The organism is Reichenbachiella ulvae (assembly GCF_025833875.1).
In the GTDB taxonomy this organism is placed as follows: Bacteria; Bacteroidota; Bacteroidia; order Cytophagales; family Cyclobacteriaceae; genus Reichenbachiella; species Reichenbachiella ulvae.
On record NZ_JAOYOD010000001.1, the window covers coordinates 2,992,386 to 3,015,354 of the forward strand.

Below are 22,969 nucleotides of genomic sequence, written 5' to 3' on the forward strand. Positions count from 1 at the left end.
TTTTATTTAATTAATATCCCAATCAAGCACGTAGACCATTTCTGCCTGGTTCTCTGCCAGACCTTCACCATCCACTTGCGTCACTTTTTGAACAAACAAACTCAAGCTCCCCTGAGTCTTCCAAAGCTCGGTATCATAGGAAGGCTCCCATGATCCCACACTACTTTGGGTTAAGTCTTTCGCTTCCCACTCACCCGATGGGAAAGTCTGATTCGTAAAAACTGAGACTTTGTTGTCTCGTTCCTCGTCTCTGAAAAGTAGTAATACTTGCTGCTCTCCTTTACCCTCTTTACTCAGCACTTGCGGTCTCGAAATTGGAATTTTCTTAGTTCCTCCTCCACTGAGGGAAAAATTGCCCTGGCGCTGCGACACCTGAGCACTCTTCCAGGCCCCATCTTCTTTGTAGACGATATGATATTGAGGAGAAGCATCTGCCCCCTCCTTCCAATAACTGGCAATAATCGGCTGACCTGCTGCATCAGCTGTCATAGAAGTCTGATTGATAAGTTCGCTCTTTTGAGGAATTTCCCAGGCCACTTCTGCATTGCTGATATTGATCGGCAGACTATAAGGCTCTCCTTTTGAGTTTTCCCAGGTTAGCCCGCCGTCCTTAGATCTCGCATAGCACAAATCATGGTTCGTAGCGACATCCCATGTTTCTCTCCATACCCAGGAAAGGTGAATTGTACCTTCCCCATCTACACATGCTTGCCAGTAAGCATTTCGCTGCCCTTCACCATCAATCAAGTTGTCCTGAACCAGGCTCCAACTTTCTTTGGTAACATCATAGCGCTTCATCACCAGATTGCCATTGCCCGACTCGCCCGAGCGATACAGAAAAAGCAAATCACCCGATGGCAGACGATAAAACTCCGGATATGTGACATCACTTTCCTGTTCACCGGTCATTGGCATTTCATCCTTCAGCTCTAATGATCCAGGCTCCACACTACGGCTGTAGCGCAAGGGAGTATTGTGATGATCCCAGGCGACATGCAAGAAGCCCTCACCATCTACTGCTATGCTGATCGAGTTGTGCGCATCTTTAGTATTGCCTTTGAACTGTGTTGGCTTGACCTGCCATTGATCCGACCCCAGGGGACGTTTCGCAAGTACCATATTCTGGTCCTTGTCATAGTACGAGGCGTACTGTGTATCTTCATATGTGGACAAAGAATTGCGACGAAAAATCACGGCATTCACCGAATTGCTCGCCCATCCTTCCCCCACTTGTGTGATGGATGGATTGCTGCGCTCGCAACTGCTAATGTTCCAGCCCAGGCATATCCAAATGAACAACCACTTTGAATTTTTCATCCTCCTCATTTAGTTAAAATCAACCGATCGACTCTTTCCATCTATGAAAGAAAGTTGTACCGACTGGCCTTCATCCTGAACATCTATAGTGGCCACAGGCATTAATTCCTTTTCTGTCCATTCCTCACCAGATCTTTTCCATAGCATCAAAGTCGCATGAATATGCTCTCCAGCTGGATCAAATGAAGTCGAGACATTGATCACCTTACTGCTATCGCTCACAGGGTGCAATCCTTGAGTAGCGACAGTTTCTGTTTCACTCCATCCCAGCAGTGGAACCATTGCAAGTTGATATTCGCCATTGTCGATAATGGTCGCTTGATACTCACCCACAGTCTGCAGCGTGCTGGAAATACCCTGGCCCAGATCGGGCAGAGCATAGTGCCCCATTCGCATGTCGACGGCTTTATCACTTAAATTTTTATCCACTCGCAGGATGCCATTAGGTAGCGTCATTTCGGCGAGCTGCATCTTGATATTTTCATCTGTCTCCAGCACCACGTCGCGATAATAGATATCCTCTTCATACTTCTGAAAGGTGTAAAGCCTAAAGGCCTCCCATTCCGCCTTGGCATTCTTGATCAGGTAGTTCATCGCTACTTCCCCCTTCTGTCCATCAGCTTGCCAGGGAAAGGCACTGTTGTAAGCGAGGCGGTTGTAGTTTTCTGTGGAGCGGAACTTCTGCCAATCATCGGCCACTTTCTCATGACACCAAATACGCACTTCCGATGCGCCTATACCTGGGTAATCCGTAATCAGCAGGTTGCTGATTTCCTGATATTTGTTGTAGACCTGATCGTCCTGAAAGGTATCCTCCCATGGACCATTGTTTTCTTTGGCAGTCCAGAAAGGACTGTCCTCCGGGATCAAAAGCCCCAGAAAGGCTTTGCCCATCCAGTAGACACTGCCTCGGCAGCTGTAGTTCTGCACAGCCGGCTCAAAGTGTCCATAAAACCCAAGCGTAGGCACATTGTCTTGCATGAACTCCGGGTGCTGTAAAAACTGCAACATCACCCCAGATGAGATTCTACGCAACCAACCCAAATTGATCTCTTTGTCCTCTAGTTGTCCCATGAATGGAAAAGGAGCAATCGAGCCCATGCGATAGCTGATGCTGCGACCAAACATGATCATCTCCCCATCCTCGCTAAACAGGTACGGATAGTTGTCAATCATATCATCGAAATAGTCCAAAAACTTTGCAGCGATCTCAGGATAGTGTTCTTTCCCAAAAACCTCGCTCCACATAGATCCATAAAGCTGAAATGCCCACATGCTGTAGTAGTCGTAAGCCGGTGCGTCGTTGTACCAACCATCGGCACGATAGTGTTCCAGGGATTTGTTGAGGTAATGCACGAGTAGCTCCTCATTGACTTCATAGCCCTGATCTTTGAAAAAGCTAAGCACGAAGATGTTGAAGAACTTCCAGTTGCTAGGTACAGTAGGCCCATCGCCATAGCTAAGCATAGTGGCTGCCAGTCTGTCCTTGTCTTCCTGACTCAATGGGTCCCAAAGAATATCCGGTGCTACAAAGAGTGACATACCCAAAGCACCAAATTCTACCAATATTTGCGTAGGTCCCTGATCTTCTCTCCTGTGAGGAATGTAGGACGCATGCGTCGAGTCTAGTAAATTCAAAATCTGGTGACGGTAATATTCTGCCACTCCTATACCGCCTATTTCTAGTTCTGGATCATCCTTTAGTAAGGGTGCTGCTACGAACAAGGTCCGACAGATCCCTTCCAGTTTTTCTGTAGGCACCTGAGATTCTTTTTGTGGATAACTCTTACCCGGCAACTTCGGGAATTTCATAGGGTCATCCAGGTCATCTACATAGCTAAATGCTCCTTTTAGCAAGTAGAGCGCCGCATCCTTCCAGTGCTGACGTGTCATCCCGGTATAGGGACTCGTTTCATAGTCTGGGTTGACTACTTCAAAAATATTCTCTGACTTAGCTTCTTCTATTACCTGCTTCTCGGTTTGCTGATTGCAGCCCCATAGGCCTGCTAGCAGCAATACTGCTGTTAGTCTTTTCATTGGCTCAATTAATTGCTTTTATTCCTTTGAGTGTCGGAGTTACCTGAATGATCGCTCCCTCCTCGTCAAATTTCAATTCGTCTATACACACTTCACGATGATATCCAGCTGATCTTCCCATTGAAGGTCCTTTTGGCCTGGTGAATCGATGGTAAACAATATACCATTCATCCTTGCCGGGTATCTGTATCACGGAGTTGTGTCCGGTAGCATGTATGTCCTGAGATTCATCCTTTTGGATCACAATGTTATCTGCTGGGATATCCAGGGGGCCCATCGGTGAATCTGAAGTCGCATAGCGTACTTTGTAATTCGGGCTGCGGGTATCATCCTCAGACCATAGGAAGTAGTACTTGCCCTTGCGATAGAACACTTCTGTTCCTTCTCTATACGTTTTATCTGGCGTCATCACCTTAAGGGTTGAAGACTGTATGCTTACCATATCCTCATTCAACTCAGCAGCAGCCAAATAGCCATTGCCCCAGTAGAGGTAGTGCTTCCCAGAAACAGGATCCGCAAACACATCCGGGTCAATTTCTTGCCCCCAGGTAATGTCTTCAGTAGGTTTATAATCAATCAATGGCTGCCCCGAATCCACAAACGGACCTGCCGGTGAATCTGCTACAGCTACTCCTATTTTTTGCGCTGCAGTAAAATAGTAGAAGTACTTGTATGCACCGTCCATCTTTCGTTCTATCGCGGTAGGTGCCCATGCATTGCGATCGGTCCAGCTTACATCTTTTTTCAGATCCAGTATCACTCCCTCATTCTTCCAATGCACCAAATCCGTGGAGGAAAATGCCTCGAAATAATATCCTGACCAGCTCGTAAATCCATCTGAAGTTGGATACAAATAATACTTCTTTTCCTTTTCAGAATAAATGATCTCCGGGTCGGCATAGTAGCCCGTCACTACAGGATTATTATCCTGTGACAGACTTACTTCGTAGGCCTTTTCATTTCCAGAACCGTCGGCAAATTGATACGACACGCTTCCCTGTGTAAAATCTTTGGCTCCTTTGGCATCAACACTTACCCATGGAACCAGCTCAAAATCTGGCTCAAATGAAGAGATATCCGCCTCATCACTGACCGGAATATAGATCGTAGCAGCTTGCTCATCGACCACTACATTGTTGGATTTAACTCCTTCTCCATTTACCGTAAGGACTCCACCTTCTATTCCACCCCATTTTTCCAGCAGGGCCTGTTTTTCTTCTCTAGTGATTGGGATCACAGATCCATGTCTGGGATGAAAATTCATGGATACCTCCTCATCGATGACCTCGAAGTTCTCCAGATCTGTAGATTCACAGAATTGGTATTTGCCAGTGGTGTACATGTCGTACATCAAGATATACTTGTTCGAATTGATCAACTGAAAAGTACCTGAACCTTCCACCTGTGCATCAGTCTGATCTACATATTCTTCTCCTACCACATAACCTTCGTTGATTTTGTCCGAAACGGCTTTCAGGATGCCCTTGGCACCTTCATCTTCATTTTTGAAGAAGAAATGAAACTTACCATCCTTCTTCACTATGTCTCCGTCGATACAGGCTCCATCCTTGAAAAGCAATTGCTTCGGCTCGCTGACCAGCGCTGTAAAATCATCATTGGTATAAGCATAGTAGATGATGTCCTTGTCCTGGTTGTGGCGCATCGACCAATAGACCATGTATTTGACTTCCACTTCATCGTAGATGGTCTGAGGAGCCCAAACACGGTTCACTTCTCCGAAATTTTCTGGGTAGAGTTGAGGAATATCCAATACCGTATGTGTCCAGTTGATCAGGTCAGCAGACTTTAGTAAGACCATAGCGGTATTTTGCCAGCCCATTTCTGGAACATACAGATCCGTCACTACCATGTAAAACAACCCATCTTCTCCTCTGAGGATATGTGGATCCCGTACTCCACCTGATGTACTTATCGATTTGGAATCGACGATAGGTTGATTACCATTCAGCGCATAGTAGTTGAACCCATCATCGCTCAATGCGTAATGAATGGCCTCTTGTCCAGGGCCATTGCCTACAAAATAGGCAAACAAGTAGGATTCAAACTGAGGTTCCTCCTGGCAGGAGCTAAAAAAAAGTAGCCCCAGCATACCCAATGCCGTTGCTTTTAGAAATTTAGTCATAATTATAATCTTTCATTTAAGCCAATGATCTACTCAAATTTACCTCAATGGCTAAAAAGCCCCCTCTCACTATCGTGCAATTAGAGGGGGGGCATTCGTCAATTATTTTTCAATCTGTTTTAGATATAACGGGCTTGGTCTTCCTAATTCTCAAGTTGAAAGGTCAAACCACACTGCCAATCTTATTTTTTAGATTGTACAGGCGCTACACCTTCAGTAGTCATCTGAACTCTCTTGAGGCTCTGATCCTTGTTGTAATACAACTCGTCTATGCACACCGACCTCAAATAGCTCCCGCCTTTGAACAGCCCTCCGTTATGATAGACGAAATACCATTTGCCTTTGAATTTCACTATCGACTGGTGATTGGTGTTGCAATTTCCGGCCAGCTCATTAAGTATTCCCTTATACTCCCAGGGCCCCTCTATGCTTTTACTCATTGCATAGGCGGTCTTTTCTGGCCATCCGGTAGCATAAGACAGATAATACCAATCTCCCTTTTTGTGTATCCATGGAGCTTCGGTAAAATCTGGAAGTTCTACTGGCATAATCTCTCCATCTAACTCCGTCATATTATCCTTTAGCTTGGCATAGTAGCACTGGGTATTGCCCCAAAATAGATAAGCCTGTCCACTCTCTTCTATCCAAACCGTAGGGTCGATATCATCCCATGAGATGTCGGTGTATTCTGTGGTCATGTCATTGGTGATCAAAGCAGATCCTCTGGCATCTACAAAGGGCCCCGTTGGGGAATCAGATACCGCTACACCGATGGCCTTGCCTGTTCCATTAGCGTGCTCTGCACTTATATACCAATAGAATTTCCCGTCACGCTCGATTACCTGAGAAGCCCATGAAGAATTATGCTTGGTCCACTCAAATGTATTCACCTTTAATGGGACCGGGTGTTCAGTCCATGTCTTCAAATCTTCTGTAGAATAGACCTGCCAGTTGGGCATATTGTACCACTTGCCATCTCCATTATCCTCTCCGCAGTAAATATACATTTTGCCCTCGTGCACAAGTGCGGCAGGGTCAGCAGAAAATTTATCCGTAAATATCGGATTTCCTTTTGCCTCAAATGTCCTAGGCAACGAATCTTGTGCTCTGCCGGTCAACACCGCTAGCGCCATTACAGCCATCAGTAGGATCAACTTTTTTGTCTTCATCTTGCTCTTTTTTATTTAAAAGTTAGTCATCTATTTCTTATCAGATTCGATAGTGATCACAAAACTGTAACTATACTTTTCGTCATGCAGCCTATAAGGCCTGTGTGGATAGGCTCCCCAGCTGGTATCTCCACCCAAACCTCTTTGCAACAAGTCGATATGCAAGGTGATATCATTACTATAGCTCAAGTCAGTCGGATGTTGTTGTTTTTTAGTCAAACCAGGATCCATATCTTCTGCACGGATATTCAAAGCACTGAAATCAAATGGTTGTAGCCCAGTGATAACAAGCGACTCTTCACTCTCATTGAACAATTTCACCCATCGGGTATCAGTATGATTCCCATATTCTTGCGGACGGATATACGGCATTTTTTGCTCACTGGCTTTGTGTTCCCAAATCCCCAGAAAGCTTGCCGTCTTTCGATCCGAATAATTTTCCTCTGGTCCTCTACCGTAATAGCTGACCTGATCAAACTGCCCTGGCAATGTCATCCTCATCCCAAATCGAGGCAACTCTGGTAACGTCTTCCCACTCATATCAATCGATGAAGTCACTTGAATAGAACCGTCGTTTCGGATCAAATACGCTAAAGTATAAGGCACCCCGATATCCTTTAACATATATTTTACCGTAATCGGCAAACCTTCCTTGCTTTGCTCTCCTACCACTACTTCTTCTAATGATTTGTTGACATGGGCTGTTCTCCACACTCCCAGGTTGCTCGGCATATGGTTACCAAAATCATTGTCAGTAGGTGCTCTCCAAAAATAAGGTTCAGGCAATCTACCGATTCGGGTATCACCCTTTTTGTAGTAAGAGAAACTCCCTCTCTTCTTATTAAACTCCCCTGAAATATCACCAGACTGGAATTGAATTTTTTCGTCTTCCTCATCAATGGATAGTTCTCCACTGTTTTGTGAAAGCGCAAAATCAGCTTCCTGAAGCACAAACTGCTCACGCCGGAATCATCTCAGTAGCAGATTGGGTCCGAACGAAAACATTCAGGTAATACTCGTCCTCACCTTTCAACTTAGGCAATTTGATTTTTTGCTTCTCTACAGCATGTGGCGCAGTATTAACTGTAAACGAACTGCTCGTTTGCAACTCGCCATTTTTGTAGAGCTCCCAGGTAAACTGATAGTCGCTAAGACTGGTGAAATCAAACAGGTTCTCTATGCTGAGCTCCTTAGACTTTTGATCCCAGCTGAACAGTACATTTTGATACACTTTCTTTACCTCTACCAATCCGGGGTGGGGGGTTCTGTTGGCAGACACCAGGCCGTTAGCACAAAAGTTCTCATCGTGCTGAAAATTGAGACCACCTAAATCACCTCCATAAGCCCAGTAGGTTCCATTCTCATCTTCGGCTTTCAATCCCTGATCTACCCAGTCCCAGATGAAACCGCCCTGCATTTTCGGACTGCTCATGATGATGTCCCAATACTCCTGAAAGTTACCATTGCTGTTGCCCATGGCATGAGAGTACTCACACATGATGAACGGACGTTCTTTCTCTGAATCCTCCGCATAGCTCTTCATATGATGTAGAGAAGGATACATCGGACAAACGATATCTGTGTTTCGATTTTCAGTGGCCTGCTCGAATTGAACCAGGCGAGTTTCGTCTCTTTCTTTGATCCAGTCATAGCCATCATAAAAAACCTGACCATTGCCACACTCGTTCCCCAGGGACCAAATGATGACAGACGGGTGGTTTTTGTCACGCTCCACCAGTCGCTGTATCCGATCCATATGTGCAGGCGCCCACTCGGGCAGATAAGCTGGATGTACCTCCTTGTTGAACCAACCCTGATTGGTCGCACCCATGGCGTGCGTTTCTATATTGGCTTCATCCACCAGATACAAACCATATTGGTCGCAGAGTTTGTACCACAGTGGGTTTTGTGGATAATGGCTGGTTCGTACAGCATTGATATTGTTTTGCTTCATGAGACGAATGTCCTTCATCATCATCTCGCGTGTAGGCACATGCCCCAGGACATCGTCGTGAATGTGCAAATTCACCCCTTTGACCAAAATAGGCATACCATTGACCATGAGTTGAGAATCCTTGATCTCTACCGTTCGGAAACCTATTTGTTCGCTGGTCACCATGGTCGTTTTGCCTTTGGCATCCATTAGCGTGATTACACAGTCGTATAGGTTCGGTGTCTCAGCGCTCCATTTGGCCACATCGGGAATGTTAGAAGAAAAATTGATAGCATCGTTCAAAGATGAAAATGACTTTTCTTCAGAAAAAACAGCCTTAGAAGATCCCACTGGCAAGACCTCCACCTTGATCTTTCCTGCCTGATCTACCTGATCATCGAAAGAGCGAAGGTCTATATTGGCAGAAAATACGCCATTTTGATATTGAGCATCTAGTCCTGCCTTGAGGAAAAAATCCCAAACTGTGACCTTAGGCAAGGCATACAAGTACACATCTTGCTCCAATCCACTGAGTCTCCAAAAATCTTGATCCTCCAAATAGCTACCATCGTGCCATCTGAAAATCTGAATGGCAATGACATTTTCTCCTTTTTTCAAGAAGGGTGTCACATCAAACTCTGAAGGCGACTTGGCCACTTTGGTCATACCTGCTTCCTCTCCATTGACATAAATGCGAGCATAGCCTGACACTGAGGATAGATTAAGTATCACCGCTTTGTCTTGCCAATCCGCAGGCACCTCAAACGTTCTTCGATAAGTTCCTACTGGATTGTAATCATTGTCCAGAAAGGGAGGATTCTTCGGAAAAGGATAAGTCACATTGGTATAGATCGGCAGTCCAAAACCTTCTATCTCCCAATTGGATGGCACCTTGATTTGGTCCCAGGAAGAATCGTCAAACGATCCTTTGAAAAAATCCATAGGACGATCGGCGGGTTTGTCTAAATAGTTGAATTTCCAGGTGCCATTGAGAGACAAAAAATTGGATGAAGCTCCAAAATCGTCTTTCCTTGCCGCAGCAGCCTCTTCGTAGGCGATAAAATCCACATGACCTGCCTCTTTGTTTCTTTCAAACACCTTTGGGTTTTCCCATTCATTCTGGCCCAAAAGGGGCAGACAAAGTACGAGGGCTATCAGAAATGATGTGATCTTCTTACTCATTGTTATATTTTTCGTATTATGACTCTTTACTTTTTCTATTCTTGTATCGCATCAATGCTTCCACGTAGTAGTAGTCCGCATAGCTGAGCGGCACGTCTACTTCATTGCCATCCGGCATATTCCCAACACTGTGCTTGAGGATGAAACCTCCATTGGTTTGAGGTGCTCCTCGGTAAACCTCTGAAGAGAGCGTACTCAGCATTTGCTCTGCAGCAACAAAGTATTCTTTGTTCTTTGCCAGATCTGTCAGCTCTAATAAAGCGGATGCCATGATCGCAGCGGCAGAAGCATCTCTGTCAGCTTCAGGGATGTCAGGTGCATTAAAATCCCAGTAAGGCACCTTATCCGCTGGTAGATTCGGGTGATTAAGAATATAATCGGCAATACCTGTAGCCTGTGTTAGATACTTGGGGTCTTTTGTATATCGGTACATTACCGTGTACCCATAGAGCCCCCAGGCCTGTCCGCGTGCCCAGGATGATTCATCTGCATAGCCCTGATCGGTGTTTTTCATTTCTACCTGACCAGTCAGCGTATCATAGGATACCACATGGTAACTACTGAAATCTTTTCTGAAATGGTTTTTTAATGTTGTATCGGCATGTGTAACTGCGATTTGTTTGAGGCTATCGATGTTGAATTCGGCAGCTGACCAAAGGAGCATTTCCAGATTCATCATGTTGTCGATAATGACGGGGTATTGCCATTTGGAATTCCAGGGAGCTGGATCCCAGGATCGGATGCAACCAATAGCAGGATCAAAACGCGTACTCAATGACACGGAAGATGTCCTAATGATCTCTTTGAGAGAATCAGCTGGACTGATTCGATGGGCATTACCAAAACTGCAGAACATCATAAAGCCCAGGTCATGAGTTCCCGTGTTGTTTTTTTCTTTTTCCAGTGGTACCAATATCCTCTTGACTTCCGCTAGCAATTCAGGGTTTTGTGTCGCCTCGTAGAGATACAGCAAAGTACCTGGGTAAAAACCACTGCACCACCAATCTGATCTACTGCTCTTTAATTTTCCATTTTCATAGGTGGTTGGAAAGCGATCTTCTTCCAGCAAAGAAGACATATAACTGTATTGTTCTGCTGATTCTTGCAGTATCTGATCAACATTTAATTTTTTCTCTTCTTTGGGCGTACATGACAGCCCCAAAAAAATAATCAATCCATAAGACAGGAATTCCCTTAATATCCTGCTCATATTAATCTGGTTAATCTTCCCCTCACTTCTTCTGCCTCCTACTTCTCTCATATTCTTTCTTTCATTTATCAAGCCTATTCACGAGCATTTGCTTTTAGACCAAGGCTGGTATCAAAAAATGCGTGGGAGCCTTACCAACCCCCACGCAAGAATTACTAAACTATTACCTATTATGAATGTTGATATCATCGATGTGGATGTTCGATACATTCAAATTCATAATAGAATGTCCGATTTAAATACTTTGGGTAGAATCGGACATCCTTAAATCAAACTATATTAATTACTTACATTGTCTTCATCAGCAACAGCCTCTTCCCAAGTTGTCCACTTCGGAGTATTTGGGTTATAACCATCATAACCAAAGTTTTGGCTAAGCTGTCCTTTATTATTAGCTGTAATAGCATAGTTAGGAATAGGCCAATACAAATTGCGCTTATCCATCTTATAGTAAAGGGTACGATTAGCGGAATTTACACCTCCATCAATATTATAAAAACCACCCTTCAACACACGCTGGTACCAATAGCTACCACCGCTTGCATCTGTACCTTGCTGCTTGTCATATGTAGTTACATCGTAAGTATTGCCCCACTCGTCAGGCTGACCACTCAATGCCAGGCAATAAGAAACACGACTCAACTCCATGTGACGCCACTCTTCCATATACAGCTCTCTGGCACGCTCGTCCACAATATCACCAATGGTAACAGACCCAGCGTATAATTCAGAGCATTGTGCTCTCTCTCTTACTACGTTCACGTCAGCAGCAGCTCCACCTGCGTCTCCTTTATAGTATTTGGCTTCAGCACGAAGTAAATACGCCTCTGCAAGACGATAGAGGTACCAATCTGCATTACTACCCACTGAGGCTCCAAGGTAAGAATTAGCTCCTTGGTTCGATTCTGCAACAGCATCTATAATATAGAGCTTGTAATGAGGCCATTCGTACCAGCAACGTATTGTATCAGCACATAGCAAATCACCCGAAACAGGGTCATGTAGTGTTAGGTTCTCACCACGGTGAGGAGACCCTACTTCAGTATACTTAATAGAATCCATTCTAGCCCAGTTTCCGACCGTACTATTATGTCTCAAATCATCATTGTCTTCAACTCCATTTACCTCCCAAAGGCCATGTTGTGCATAAACTGATGGACGTACAGTTCCAATTCCTCTACCAAGTGCTCTACCATAATCGAGCTCATCACTATAATTATCATTATTGCGAGCATAGAATGGCACTGCATATCCCCCTGATGGAGTCCTCACATTACCTCCATTATAAAATGGCGCATAAATACGCATGGTATGAAAGCCCATAAAACTTTGAGCCCCACGGTTTGGCATACCCATGATCACTTCCGAGTTAGTTGAAATCAACTTATTCTCCGGTCTATGAAGATCCCAAATTACATTACGTGTGATAGGCCAAGTGTTTTGGGCACTATTTGGAATAAATGAACCAAAAGAGTTTTGCATCAAAGAATAACCCGACTGATTGATCAATATATCAAGCTGTTCCTCAGCAGCATCCCATTCGCCTATTGCTAGATAGCATTTGGCTAACAACATTCGGCAAGCTCCTTTATTGACAGCCCCTATATCAGTCATTTCGGCTTGTTCAGGTACCCACTCCACTGCGAACTCCATGTCTTTGGTTATCATTTCCAAAATGGCAGCCTTCTCAGTACTTCTATAATTCTGCTTTGGTACCTCAAGCAACTTAGTAATCAATGGAACATCACCAAATTGGAATACCAAGGCCATATAACGGTATGCTCTATGAAAGTAAGCTCTGCCCTTATAGGCATTTTTCACTTCTTCACTCAATGCTTCTACATCATCCACAAAAGTGAGTACTGTATTAGCATACTTGATACCGTTGTAGGTTTCATTCCAGTAAAAACCAATATTGTTACCATCTCTAGGACGAGTGCTTCCAATACCACCTGTTGGAGTCAGGTTATCAGCAAAATTGAAATCAACACTGTTCCCATCAACATCAGTTTTTCCATAAACTGCCATATCTGAAAACAAATATTCGGTACTTATTACCGTATTGTTCCAACCTAAAGCTGTACCTACCCAATAGCTACGAATATGACGATCACAGATAGCAAGCGCTGATCTTAATCCTGATTCTGTAGAAAAGGTAGCATTCGGTTCATAAAAGGAAAGAGGTTCCGGTTCTAGAAAATCTTCTGAACAGCTCACCGAAAACAACAAACAAGTCGCTACCACAAATGACCTTGTCAACAGTCCTATGTTTATCTTATTTTTAAATAATCTTATCATGTCTATAAATTTTAGAGCGTCAGGTTTAATCCAATTGAATAAATACGGGTTGCCAGACCACCTGTCTCTGGGTCTCCATATTCCCAGTCTTTCTGCCAAACCCCTACGTTACGTATGGTACCATAGACTTTCACCTTATCAATGTTATATCTATCGGTCCAAGCCGCTGGTAGTGTGTAACCCACTGAAATGTTCTCTAAACGAATAAATGAACGATCATAGAGTTTCCCAGCAGAGGCTCCTGCAGGAGCTCTTGCATCCAACCTAGCATATTCATTAGATGGGTTTTCTGGAGTCCAGTAGTCCTTTTCGAAAGTATTGTAATTGTAAGTAATCAAGGATCCACCATTATCCTGGTTCAAATAATAGTAAGCCAGACTTTTATGCCCCATGTAAGAGTAAATATTGAATGAAATATTCAAATTCTTAAAAATGGTGAAATCATTACGCAGCTGCCAGTTGATTGGAGGTGCAGTTTGTCCAAGGAACTCCTTATCCTTATCATTATACACAGGAGTAAAAGTACCATCACCATTGTCTATATCATCAGCCGTATAGTTGTTGGCGATTTTAGGATCTCCAGGTCTCTGATTATACAGCGCAGCTTCTTCTGCCTCATCTGCTTGCCATATACCTGTCACTTCATAGTTCCATATTGCACCAATAGGCTGACCGATAAACCATCCATTAGGTATATCATCAGCTTCTTTGGTTCCAATCACATTTCCTTCTTCATCCAGAATATCCTCATCTTCATAATAGAGGTGCTTTATTTCATTCTTGTTGTAAGAAAATGTAAATGATGTATTCCACTCAAATATTTCATTTCTGACATTAGTGGAGTTGATAGCAATTTCTATCCCCTTATTAGTCACTTCACCCAGGTTAGTAGTGATGGATCCAAAGCCCGTGAATCCAGGCAATCTCTGATTCATGATCATATCACTCGTCTTCATGCTGTAATATTCAATTGAACCAAAAATTCTGTCATCAAACAGACCATAGTCCAATCCAACATTCCATGATTGTGTCTTTTCCCAACGTAGGTTAGGGTTTTCCAATCTATCTACTAGCAAATATTTCACTTCGTCCATGCCACTACCTACTACATAACCCATAGTCGCACCAGCACCAGAACTTAAATTGGCCAATGCCATATAAGGGTTGGCCAGAGATCTGTTCCCGTTTTCACCCCATGAAAGACGCAATTTACCCGTACTTAAAACATCATTTCCGAGCATGAAGTTCTCATTGGAGAAAGTCCAGGCCCCGGCAATTGAAGGGAAGGTAGCGTAAGGGTTATTTTGACCAAATGCGGAATAACCATCGCGACGTACCGACGCTGTAACCATATATCGATCGTCATAAGAATAGAACAAACGTGCCATCAAAGCATCGGCAGTTTGACGAGTGTCATATGAAGAAATAGAACTATTCTCCATAGTGGCATTAGAAACATTGTGAAAACCAAGAGCATCAGATGGTTGGATATTTCGTGCTATGATTCTGTCTTGCCAAGACTGACGTGCCTCAGCTTCCTGTACCAATGTCAACATCACATGATGACGATCGCCAAAAAAATGATCCCAGGTAATGGTGTTGTTAAGTGACCAATCGAATCGTTTAGTTTGTTCACGGTTCACACCTCTATCGACAGGACTAGACAAGGGTAGATCCGCTGACATAAAGTAGCGGTCATAAAACCACTGATAACGTGGTGATGCGTTGAATGAATAGGTAATATCAAAAGGTAATTTCACTTTGGCGTTCACCATAGTATTGAGCACAGTATATCCCTTTTCAAGCTCCAAAAACTGTCTGTCAAAATCATAGTTGTGTCCTCTAAGGATAACATCGTCACCCATAGGAAACTGAGCCAACTCTTCTGAAAGAGTCCCATCATCATTTAGATCATAATAATGACTGTATGGAGAATTTCGTATCTGGTTCAGATCCCAGTAATTTTCTCCTAGCCCAGGAGTAAGGCTTCCATCACTTCTGTCCTGAAAATTCACATTAGCACCTACTTCCAACCAGTCAGTCACCTTGCCATTCACCTTCATGTTAGAACGTACAGCCTGATAATCATCATATTGCACTGCTCCTTGATTTTTCAAATAGCCAACTGACATATAGTAATTCATTTTGTCATTAGCCCCCGACACACTTACATTCAGGTCTTTATTAACACCTGTACGGAAAGTGTGATCATACCAATCGAAAGTTCTTCCAGCCAAGTAATCGTTAAGTACTCCGCCTTCTAGCCCTAAACGCTTAGCATATATACTTTCATCAGATTCTCCTGTTTCATTGGTTGTATATGCTCTCCAATCGTCGATCGATACTCCGTACTGAGATAGATTCTCTGGTGAATCATAAAATCCAGGCATATCTCTAATAGCATCTGTCTGGTAGGCCTCATATTCTCCTGATGTTGCATTCACACCATAGGTATCTTTTTTGTACCAATCTTCTCGGTAATCCATGTATGCATCTGGTCCGAAAACATTTCTATAGACACTTTTGGTTGTAAGACCTACAGTTGATGTCACATTAATCACAGGCTTTCCAACTTTACCTTTTTTGGTGGTAATAATAAGCACACCATTAGCAGCTCTAGCACCGTATACAGCGGCAGCTGATGCATCTTTCAATACATCGATCTGAGCAATATCATCTGGATTAATCTCTGATAATTCTCCATAAAATATCATACCATCCAAAATGATCTGAGGATTGTTGTGTCCTCCATCAGAATAGACTGAACGCTGTCCACGAATACGAATAGATCCACCCCCTTTGGCAGATGGGTCATAACCGACGCTCACACCAGGTGTACCACGCAAAATATCCTGAACAGTGTTAGGGTTTTCATTGGCGATCTTTTCTGGTTCAACTTGAACAATAGCCCCAGTAAGATCTTTCTTCCTCATGGTTCCGTACCCTACTACGACAACCTCCTCCAGACTTTCGGCGCTCATAGCCAACTGTACATCTATGGAAGATCGGCTACCAACCGCTATTTCCTGTTTTTCATATCCAATAAACGAAAACACCAATGTGCCATCTTCTGGGGCACTTATGGTATACTTACCAGTCACATCGGTAATTGTTCCTTTGTTAGTCCCTTTTATTTGAACAGTGGCTCCCGGCAAAGGCTCCCCTGTATCATCGGTGACTATACCTGAAACCGTAACATCGGCCAGATCGTAAGTTGGAGCTGACCAGGCGGGCAGTCCAAAGCAAAGCATCAATGGGCATAACAATAACCCAATTGACCTCCGCATCAATTGCTTGAGTAATTTGTCTTTCATACAATTAAATTTTGGTCTTAAAAAAAAATCATGCTTTGTGCAGGTGACACTAATGTACATGCCCTTCCTACCAAATGCTTTCTCAAATCAACTGAATTTCCTATTAAACATAGGGGGGGCGATCATGCTAAGTAAGGGGATGAATTAGTCTTTGAAAAAAACCAGCTTTAAAAGCTGCATAGTAAGGTTTTAAGGCTTTTCAGGAACTTATCAGTCCAAAAGATGAATAATTAGCCCCCTACCTTGCTAGCGCTACCATCAGGAATGGAATGATTGAAGAACGAAGTGTAGACTAATACTAATTCCCCTAAATGGTATGCGAGTTTTCGACTCGACTATTTTTGTATTCAGAAGGAGTCATATCGAACTGCTCCTTAAAGCATTTTCTGAAATATTTCAGGTCAGAAAAGTTCATCGCCATGGCAACTTCTGCCACGGTCAAATCTTCTGAAACCAGCAAGTGAGCCGCTCGCTTAATTTTGATCTTACGGATGAAAACCTGGATAGAATCATCAGTCAGTGATTTAATCTTTCTATAAAGAGAAGTCTGGCTCATCCCGAGCTCCTTACATAGGTCCGGCACATTAAACTCCGATGCACTCAACATAGAGATGATTGTAGCTTCGACATGCAATACAAATTCCTCTTCTTTTGATACCTGCTGATCTTTAGAAACTACCAAGTCGCCAGTAGTGTATTTGAGATGAAGCAGCTTTCTTCTGCTTAGAATATTGGCTACCCGTACTTTCAGCAGCTCCGAGTCAAAGGGCTTGGTGATATAATCGTCGGCACCTACCTCAAAGCCATCTATCTTAGACTTGTTGGAGTTTTTGGCTGTCAGCAAAATAATAGGGACATGGCTGGTAGCAATGTTGTGTTTCAGCTTTTTACAAAGCCCAATCCCATCTAAACCTGGCATCATCATATCTGAGATGATGATATCCGGCATGCTGCTGACCGCTTGATTGAAAGCCTCTATCCCGTCTTCGGCCAAGATTACTTTGAACTCTGAGGAAAACAGCGAACTAATGTACCTGGATATGTCCTTGTTGTCATCTACCACCAGCATGACACGATCTGCATCCCCTATGGTCTCCTGTCGACCGTCAATCACAAAGGATTCCGCTATCTTTTCAATCTCTAGTAGTTCGGAAGGCTCAGAAGATATGAAGCGCACATGATCCTTGCCTTCCAGATGCTCCTTACCTACAGGGATTTCCACTCTAAAAACGGTCCCATCCCGTCCACTTTCGACTTCAATGGTTCCGCCATGTGACTCGACAAAATTCTTGCTCAAAGCCAGGCCAATTCCCGTTCCTCCGGACCCCACTGAATTGCTAGCCTGATAGAAAGGCGAAAATATATTGTCAATTTCGGATGGATTAATACCCTCCCCCTGATCTTTCACCTCTATCACGAACACCTCTTCTTCCTTAAATACCCCAAACTGCACCTTCTTCCCCGATTCGGAAAATTTGATTGCATTGGATAGGAGGTTATTCATCACGATCTGAATTTTCTCTATATCCACCCAGGCATTCAGATTGTTTTCAGAGTAAAAACCGAATTGAATTCCCTTCTCTCTGGCCAGGTAGCCAAAACTCTCCGCCTCCTCCTGTGCCAGAATGTTCAAGTCATGTTTTCCAATATTGAAGATGGTTTTGTTCATTTCGACTTTTCTGAACTCAAGCATACGGCCGATAAACTTGAGCAAAATCGAAGTATTCTTTTTGATCAATTGAAGGTAATAGAGGTGTTCCGGGTCCTTTTCTTTTTTGATCAGATCATTGACAGGCCCTTGTATCAAGGTCAGGGGAGTTTTTAGCTCATGAGAAAAATTAGTGTAAAACCGAAGTTTTTCCTGCATCACATTATGGTCCTTTTCCCTCAGTTCCTTTTCGAACTTTAACTGCTGGCGCAATACCACCCGTACATTATTGAACTTGATAAATCGCCAAAGCAAAAAGGCAATCACCAGCATAAACAAGAAGTATGCTTCCCATGTTCGCCACAAGGGAGTGGCCACTTCTACTTTCAGACTATTGCTGATCTTATCATCATATATGCTCTTGACTCGAAAGGTGTAATGCCCAAATGGCACGTTTCGATAGGTGGCCTCATTGATTTCATTGTTGGTCTGCCAATCTGTATCATAGCCCTCCAACTTGTATTCGAATTTGTTTTGCTTTCCGATATTGAATCCCGGAATGGAATAACTGAGCGAAAACACATTGTCGGTATGACTGAGCACCACCTTGTCTGTCAGAAAAATGCTCTTACCTGATTCAAAATAGTCAGAGTTAATGGGCGTCACTTTTTCATTGAGTACTTTGAGTTCATTGAAGATAACAGGCACTATAGGTGGCTCTTCGAGTAGTTCTTCTGTGTAAAACAGATTCATTCCGTGGATGCCACCGGCTACCAAATAACCTTGATCTGATATAAATAATGAGCCATAATTGAAATGACCTGGCTGCACTCCATCCATTTCGTCAAACTGCGTCACTATATCTGTATCAAAATTGTATGAATAGATGCCTGAATTGGAAGTCAACCAGACATTGCCCTGACGATCCAGGGCGACCCCTGATACCGCAATATCTCTAAGAAGAGATTGGTCAGGAAAAAAATCAAATTGCTCCGAAAGCATGTCATAGGTCACAAGACCATTTTCGCGAGTAGCAAGAAGCAGCTTGCTTTTGTATCTTTTGATATCGCTGATCACCATTCGCCCTACAATTTGAGGCACCTTCACTCTTTCTATTCGCCAGCCCCCTTGTGTTTTGTCTGCTCTGAGAAACCCACTCCTGAAAGATCCGAGATAAATCAACTTTTCGTCGATGCTGATGATCGAACGAATATCTAATCCAGACCCTCCATCTACCATTACTACCTCTTCTTTTTCTTCGTCGAAATGGTAAAGGCCGACACCATTAGCACCAATAAGAATCTGACCCTCTAGCGTTTGATGAACGACACGTATATCATTCCCTATCAATTCTGAATTCGCACTCCGGGTAGTGAAGTTGCTAATATGACCCTGGGCATCGATCATGTACAATCCGTGTTCGTAGGTACCTAACCATAACCGGGATTGATTGTCCTCAAATGCGCATAGTATGGCTCTATTTTTTAGCTCCTCTTCATATTTAGGCTCGATCTTACCCGTTTTCGGATCCAAATAATTGAGCCCTTTACCATCAGTACCTACCCAGATCCCTCCATCTCTACTGGGAGATATACCCCAGACACTTTCATAGCTGAGCGAATTGCTACTGACTGGACTATGGGTGAGATACCTGACTTGCTCCCCCTCAGGATCGAAATCATTGAGTCCCCCATTGTGCGTACCTAACCACATCAGGCCACTATTGTCCCTAAATATATTACTGATAGTTCGGTGCGAGATCCCACTATCATCTGACTGGGGCTCGAAGTGCTGTATAACTGTCAGTTCCTTAGCATCTATGGTATACATACCATTTTGTCGACTCCCCAGCCATAATTGGCCGTTATCATCTAGATGTATCGACAAGTAATCATCAAAGGGCAGGGTTCTTAGCACTCGTTCATAGTGGTAAGCTCCATCTTCCCCTGGCTTCATGCGCAACAGCCCCAGATTAGACGCGATCCAAATCACTTGATCCTGATCAATGATGAAATCATAAAACTCTGCCCTATCCAGGTTAAAGGACGGTTTGAGACCATGGTAGATCACTTCATGTGTTTTGAGATGGTACTGAAGCATCCCTCTCAAATTGAATGAAATCCACAAATATTCCTCTCCGATTTCGATATTGGAGATTCCCTCAAGAGATAAGTCAGCCTTGCCATCCGTGGTAACAAGCGGTATGTTTTTCAGGCTATCCACACCAGTCCATAGCCCACCAGTGTATGACCCAAAGTAATACTGGCCATCACTGCTCTTGGCCATCGATGTGATGCCTACGCTAAGCTGATCCGGCAAATAACGAAACACCTCATCCGTCTCATAACTATAAATAGCCACCCCCTGTTCGGTCAAAGCCCAAACTTGATTTTCGTCATCTACATAAACCTTGTACACCAGATTGTGCGGCAGAGAATTGGGGTTGCTTCTATCCTTTCGATAAGTCTTAAACTCAAAGCCCTGGTATCTCAACAGTCCCCCCTCTGTAGCCACCCAAATATACCCTAGCGAATCCTGAGCAATATCATTGATCACGTTGTTGCTCAGCTTGTGACTCTCGTCCAGTCGATGAAACTTGTGCTGGATGAACAATCTGTCACCCTGTCCACACACTGAAAGCCAAGCCCCCAACAAATAAGAAATGATAGCAATTTTAATCTTCATATTCAGAAAGAAAATAGTCTAATTATAGACCAATAACAAGGCCCTAAAGCTATACAAAACTAAAAGGTAAGCTGGTTTTCTAATGTAACTGATTGTGCAATTGTAGGGGGCTGATTATGCAAGTGCCTCATCAGCCAATGCTGGCGGGCATCTTTTTCACCTTATATGAGCAGCTCCAAACACCTTTTTTGACTTTTGACAAAAGTAGCGTTTCACCTCCAATCATTCACTTTGACAAAGCATGCTATATGGCTCCATCCGAAACATGATCGAGCTGAAAACAGCAAAAAAATAGCCGCAGCTCAAGCGAACTGCGGCCTTCCAACCTTTGAGTTAAACTCAATATTATCGAAAGTTAGGTATTTTCCGGAAAACGCCCATCCCGATGCCCGTCAATCATGACTGAGCACCGGAGAGTAGACCCTCATGCCGGCAGGAGTTGTGCCCATGGCTACCCGATACCCTCCCATGGCTGTCAAGTAGTCCTCCATGGCGACCAAGTGAAGGCCCATGCCACCTGAGCGAAGCTTCATGGCGATGAAGTGAAGCCTCATGGCTCACCAATGACCTCTCATGGCAAATAATATTCCGCCATGGCAATATCGACCACCTCCATACCAAACAATATATCGTCATGGGAGCGCTAGCACCCTCCATGGCGACCATGGAAGGCCATGAGCCCGGCATGGAGCCTAGTTGTTGCGCCAGTGGGAGCTGATATAGCCCCGTCTGCGGTCCTCCTCCTTCCAGAACACGAACTTACCCGTCTCGCGCACCTCATCTACCGTAGCTTTGAGCAAGGTATAGGCCTTGTCGCGTAGTTTTTTGGTCTGGTTGTTTTCGAATCTTTCGCCATTCATCGTAGCGAGGAGCACGCTCATCTCACTGGCCATGGTTTCGGCTGTTTTTAGCTTGCTAGTATCAAAACCTACCGCCTCCAGCAGCGGCATATTGGCCGTACCCAGTACAGACAAGTCACTCAGGTCCTGAATCATATCCGCATGGCCATGTCCCGCCTCTATGGCCTGTACTTTGACCAGCAGATCGGGCCGCTTGCGAAAGGCGAAGCGACAATTGTGCTCCAGTTCGTTTTTCAGTTCTTCCATGATGGGGGCACGCTGCTCCCATTCCTGCCGAGCCTCCTCCTTGCTATAGCGCTCCCTGGCCCAGATACTCTGGCTATAGCGCAGTGCCTCGGTCTGAGGAGCTAGTGCATCCAGCACCGCCTGATCTAGCCCCGCACTCAAGAGGCGCTCGTGATCTGCACCGCACCAAACCTCCAGGTTGGTTGCTTCCTGCACGAATGTATCGATGGGCATGTTAGGGTTTTTGGTTTCTGCATCCGGTACCGCTTCGATCTGCGGTAGCAGGGTGTCGTAGTTGTCCTTTGACATCTTGTTTAAAATTTAGGTAAGTAATGTTTCCAAGTCAGTGATTTTCACTGCTCGCGTCTATCCTGAATCAAGCGCCGAAGGCCTCCCTTCGGTTCCCTATTCAGGAATAAAAAGTGAATAGATTAATAGTTAATAGTGACGAACCCAAGTACATCTACTGGCAGCCTACATATCGGATTAGCTGCCTGCCGATACTCAATGATATGACAGGGATTCACCTATTCACTTTTCTTCTATTTCCTATTCACCCGGGCTTGGTCATAGCCAAACCCAGATCAAAAGCTAGGAGCCCAAAAGCCTCATTTCAAATAATCAAGGCACTTTTTTCGAAAATGGCAGGATTTTAAAGGATTTTGGCAGGATTTTAAAGTCGCCCGAAAATTTGGGAGACAAAATGGGAAATTATTCGTGGTGACAGATAGTGGTTTGGGGAGGGGGAATGGGAGGGAATTTAGGGTAAACCCAAAATTGTCATTGAAAAATTTATTACGGACACAACTCGCTTCAAATCAGACACTTCATTTCGTTTGACTCAATCACCATAGCGATGCTATGCTTCTTTCGCCAAACTTCCTGATTTATTGCGATTTGCACCCTCATCACAAAGTTCCAATAACAATTCTGGGTTAAACATGGGGC

12 protein-coding genes are annotated in these 22,969 nt (G+C 44.0%); all 12 read right to left on the reverse strand.

Translation table 11 applies throughout. The features are described 5' to 3' along the window. Positions 1–6: 6 nt before the first annotated feature. The 12 genes from N7U62_RS11885 to N7U62_RS11940 all read right to left on the reverse strand — a co-directional run bounded on the left by N7U62_RS11885 (position 7) and on the right by N7U62_RS11940 (position 22,183). A complete protein-coding gene (locus tag N7U62_RS11885; RefSeq protein WP_264138193.1) occupies positions 7–1,317 on the reverse strand; it encodes a BNR repeat-containing protein in 1,311 nt (436 codons plus the stop codon). Positions 1,318–1,326: 9 nt separating this feature from the next. Further along, positions 1,327–3,354: a DUF2264 domain-containing protein gene (locus tag N7U62_RS11890; protein ID WP_264138194.1), complete on the reverse strand. Its 2,028-nt coding sequence runs from the start codon at positions 3,352–3,354 to the stop codon at positions 1,327–1,329. A gap of 4 nt (positions 3,355–3,358) precedes the next feature. Next, the gene (locus N7U62_RS11895) at positions 3,359–5,497 is read right to left on the reverse strand and encodes a glycoside hydrolase family 43 protein (protein WP_264138195.1); all 2,139 of its coding nucleotides are present in this window, start codon (positions 5,495–5,497) and stop codon (positions 3,359–3,361) included. Positions 5,498–5,679: 182 nt separating this feature from the next. After that, on the reverse strand, positions 5,680–6,666 hold the full coding sequence (locus tag N7U62_RS11900) for a glycoside hydrolase family 43 protein (protein ID WP_264138196.1): 987 nt from the start codon (positions 6,664–6,666) through the stop codon (positions 5,680–5,682). A gap of 30 nt (positions 6,667–6,696) precedes the next feature. Beyond that, positions 6,697–7,617, reverse strand: coding sequence for a beta-galactosidase small subunit (locus N7U62_RS11905; protein WP_264138198.1), 921 nt, complete (start codon positions 7,615–7,617; stop codon positions 6,697–6,699). A gap of 7 nt (positions 7,618–7,624) precedes the next feature. After that, on the reverse strand, positions 7,625–9,781 hold the full coding sequence (locus N7U62_RS11910; RefSeq protein ID WP_264138199.1) for a glycoside hydrolase family 2 TIM barrel-domain containing protein: 2,157 nt from the start codon (positions 9,779–9,781) through the stop codon (positions 7,625–7,627). A gap of 16 nt (positions 9,782–9,797) precedes the next feature. Beyond that, positions 9,798–10,991, reverse strand: a complete 1,194-nt coding sequence (locus tag N7U62_RS11915) for a glycoside hydrolase family 88 protein (RefSeq protein WP_264138200.1) — start codon at positions 10,989–10,991, stop codon at positions 9,798–9,800. Positions 10,992–11,270: 279 nt separating this feature from the next. Further along, positions 11,271–13,289, reverse strand: coding sequence for a RagB/SusD family nutrient uptake outer membrane protein (locus tag N7U62_RS11920; protein ID WP_264138201.1), 2,019 nt, complete (start codon positions 13,287–13,289; stop codon positions 11,271–11,273). An 11-nt stretch (positions 13,290–13,300) separates the two neighbouring features. After that, positions 13,301–16,603: a SusC/RagA family TonB-linked outer membrane protein gene (locus tag N7U62_RS11925; protein WP_264138202.1), complete on the reverse strand. Its 3,303-nt coding sequence runs from the start codon at positions 16,601–16,603 to the stop codon at positions 13,301–13,303. A gap of 307 nt (positions 16,604–16,910) precedes the next feature. After that, entirely contained in the window at positions 16,911–20,936 is a 4,026-nt protein-coding gene (locus tag N7U62_RS11930; protein ID WP_264138203.1) for a hybrid sensor histidine kinase/response regulator transcription factor, read from the reverse strand. Positions 20,937–21,328: 392 nt separating this feature from the next. Continuing rightward, entirely contained in the window at positions 21,329–21,490 is a 162-nt protein-coding gene (locus N7U62_RS11935) for a hypothetical protein (protein ID WP_264138204.1), read from the reverse strand. Positions 21,491–21,628: 138 nt separating this feature from the next. Further along, positions 21,629–22,183, reverse strand: a complete 555-nt coding sequence (locus N7U62_RS11940; RefSeq protein ID WP_264138205.1) for a hypothetical protein — start codon at positions 22,181–22,183, stop codon at positions 21,629–21,631. Between the last annotated feature and the right edge of the window lie 786 nt (positions 22,184–22,969).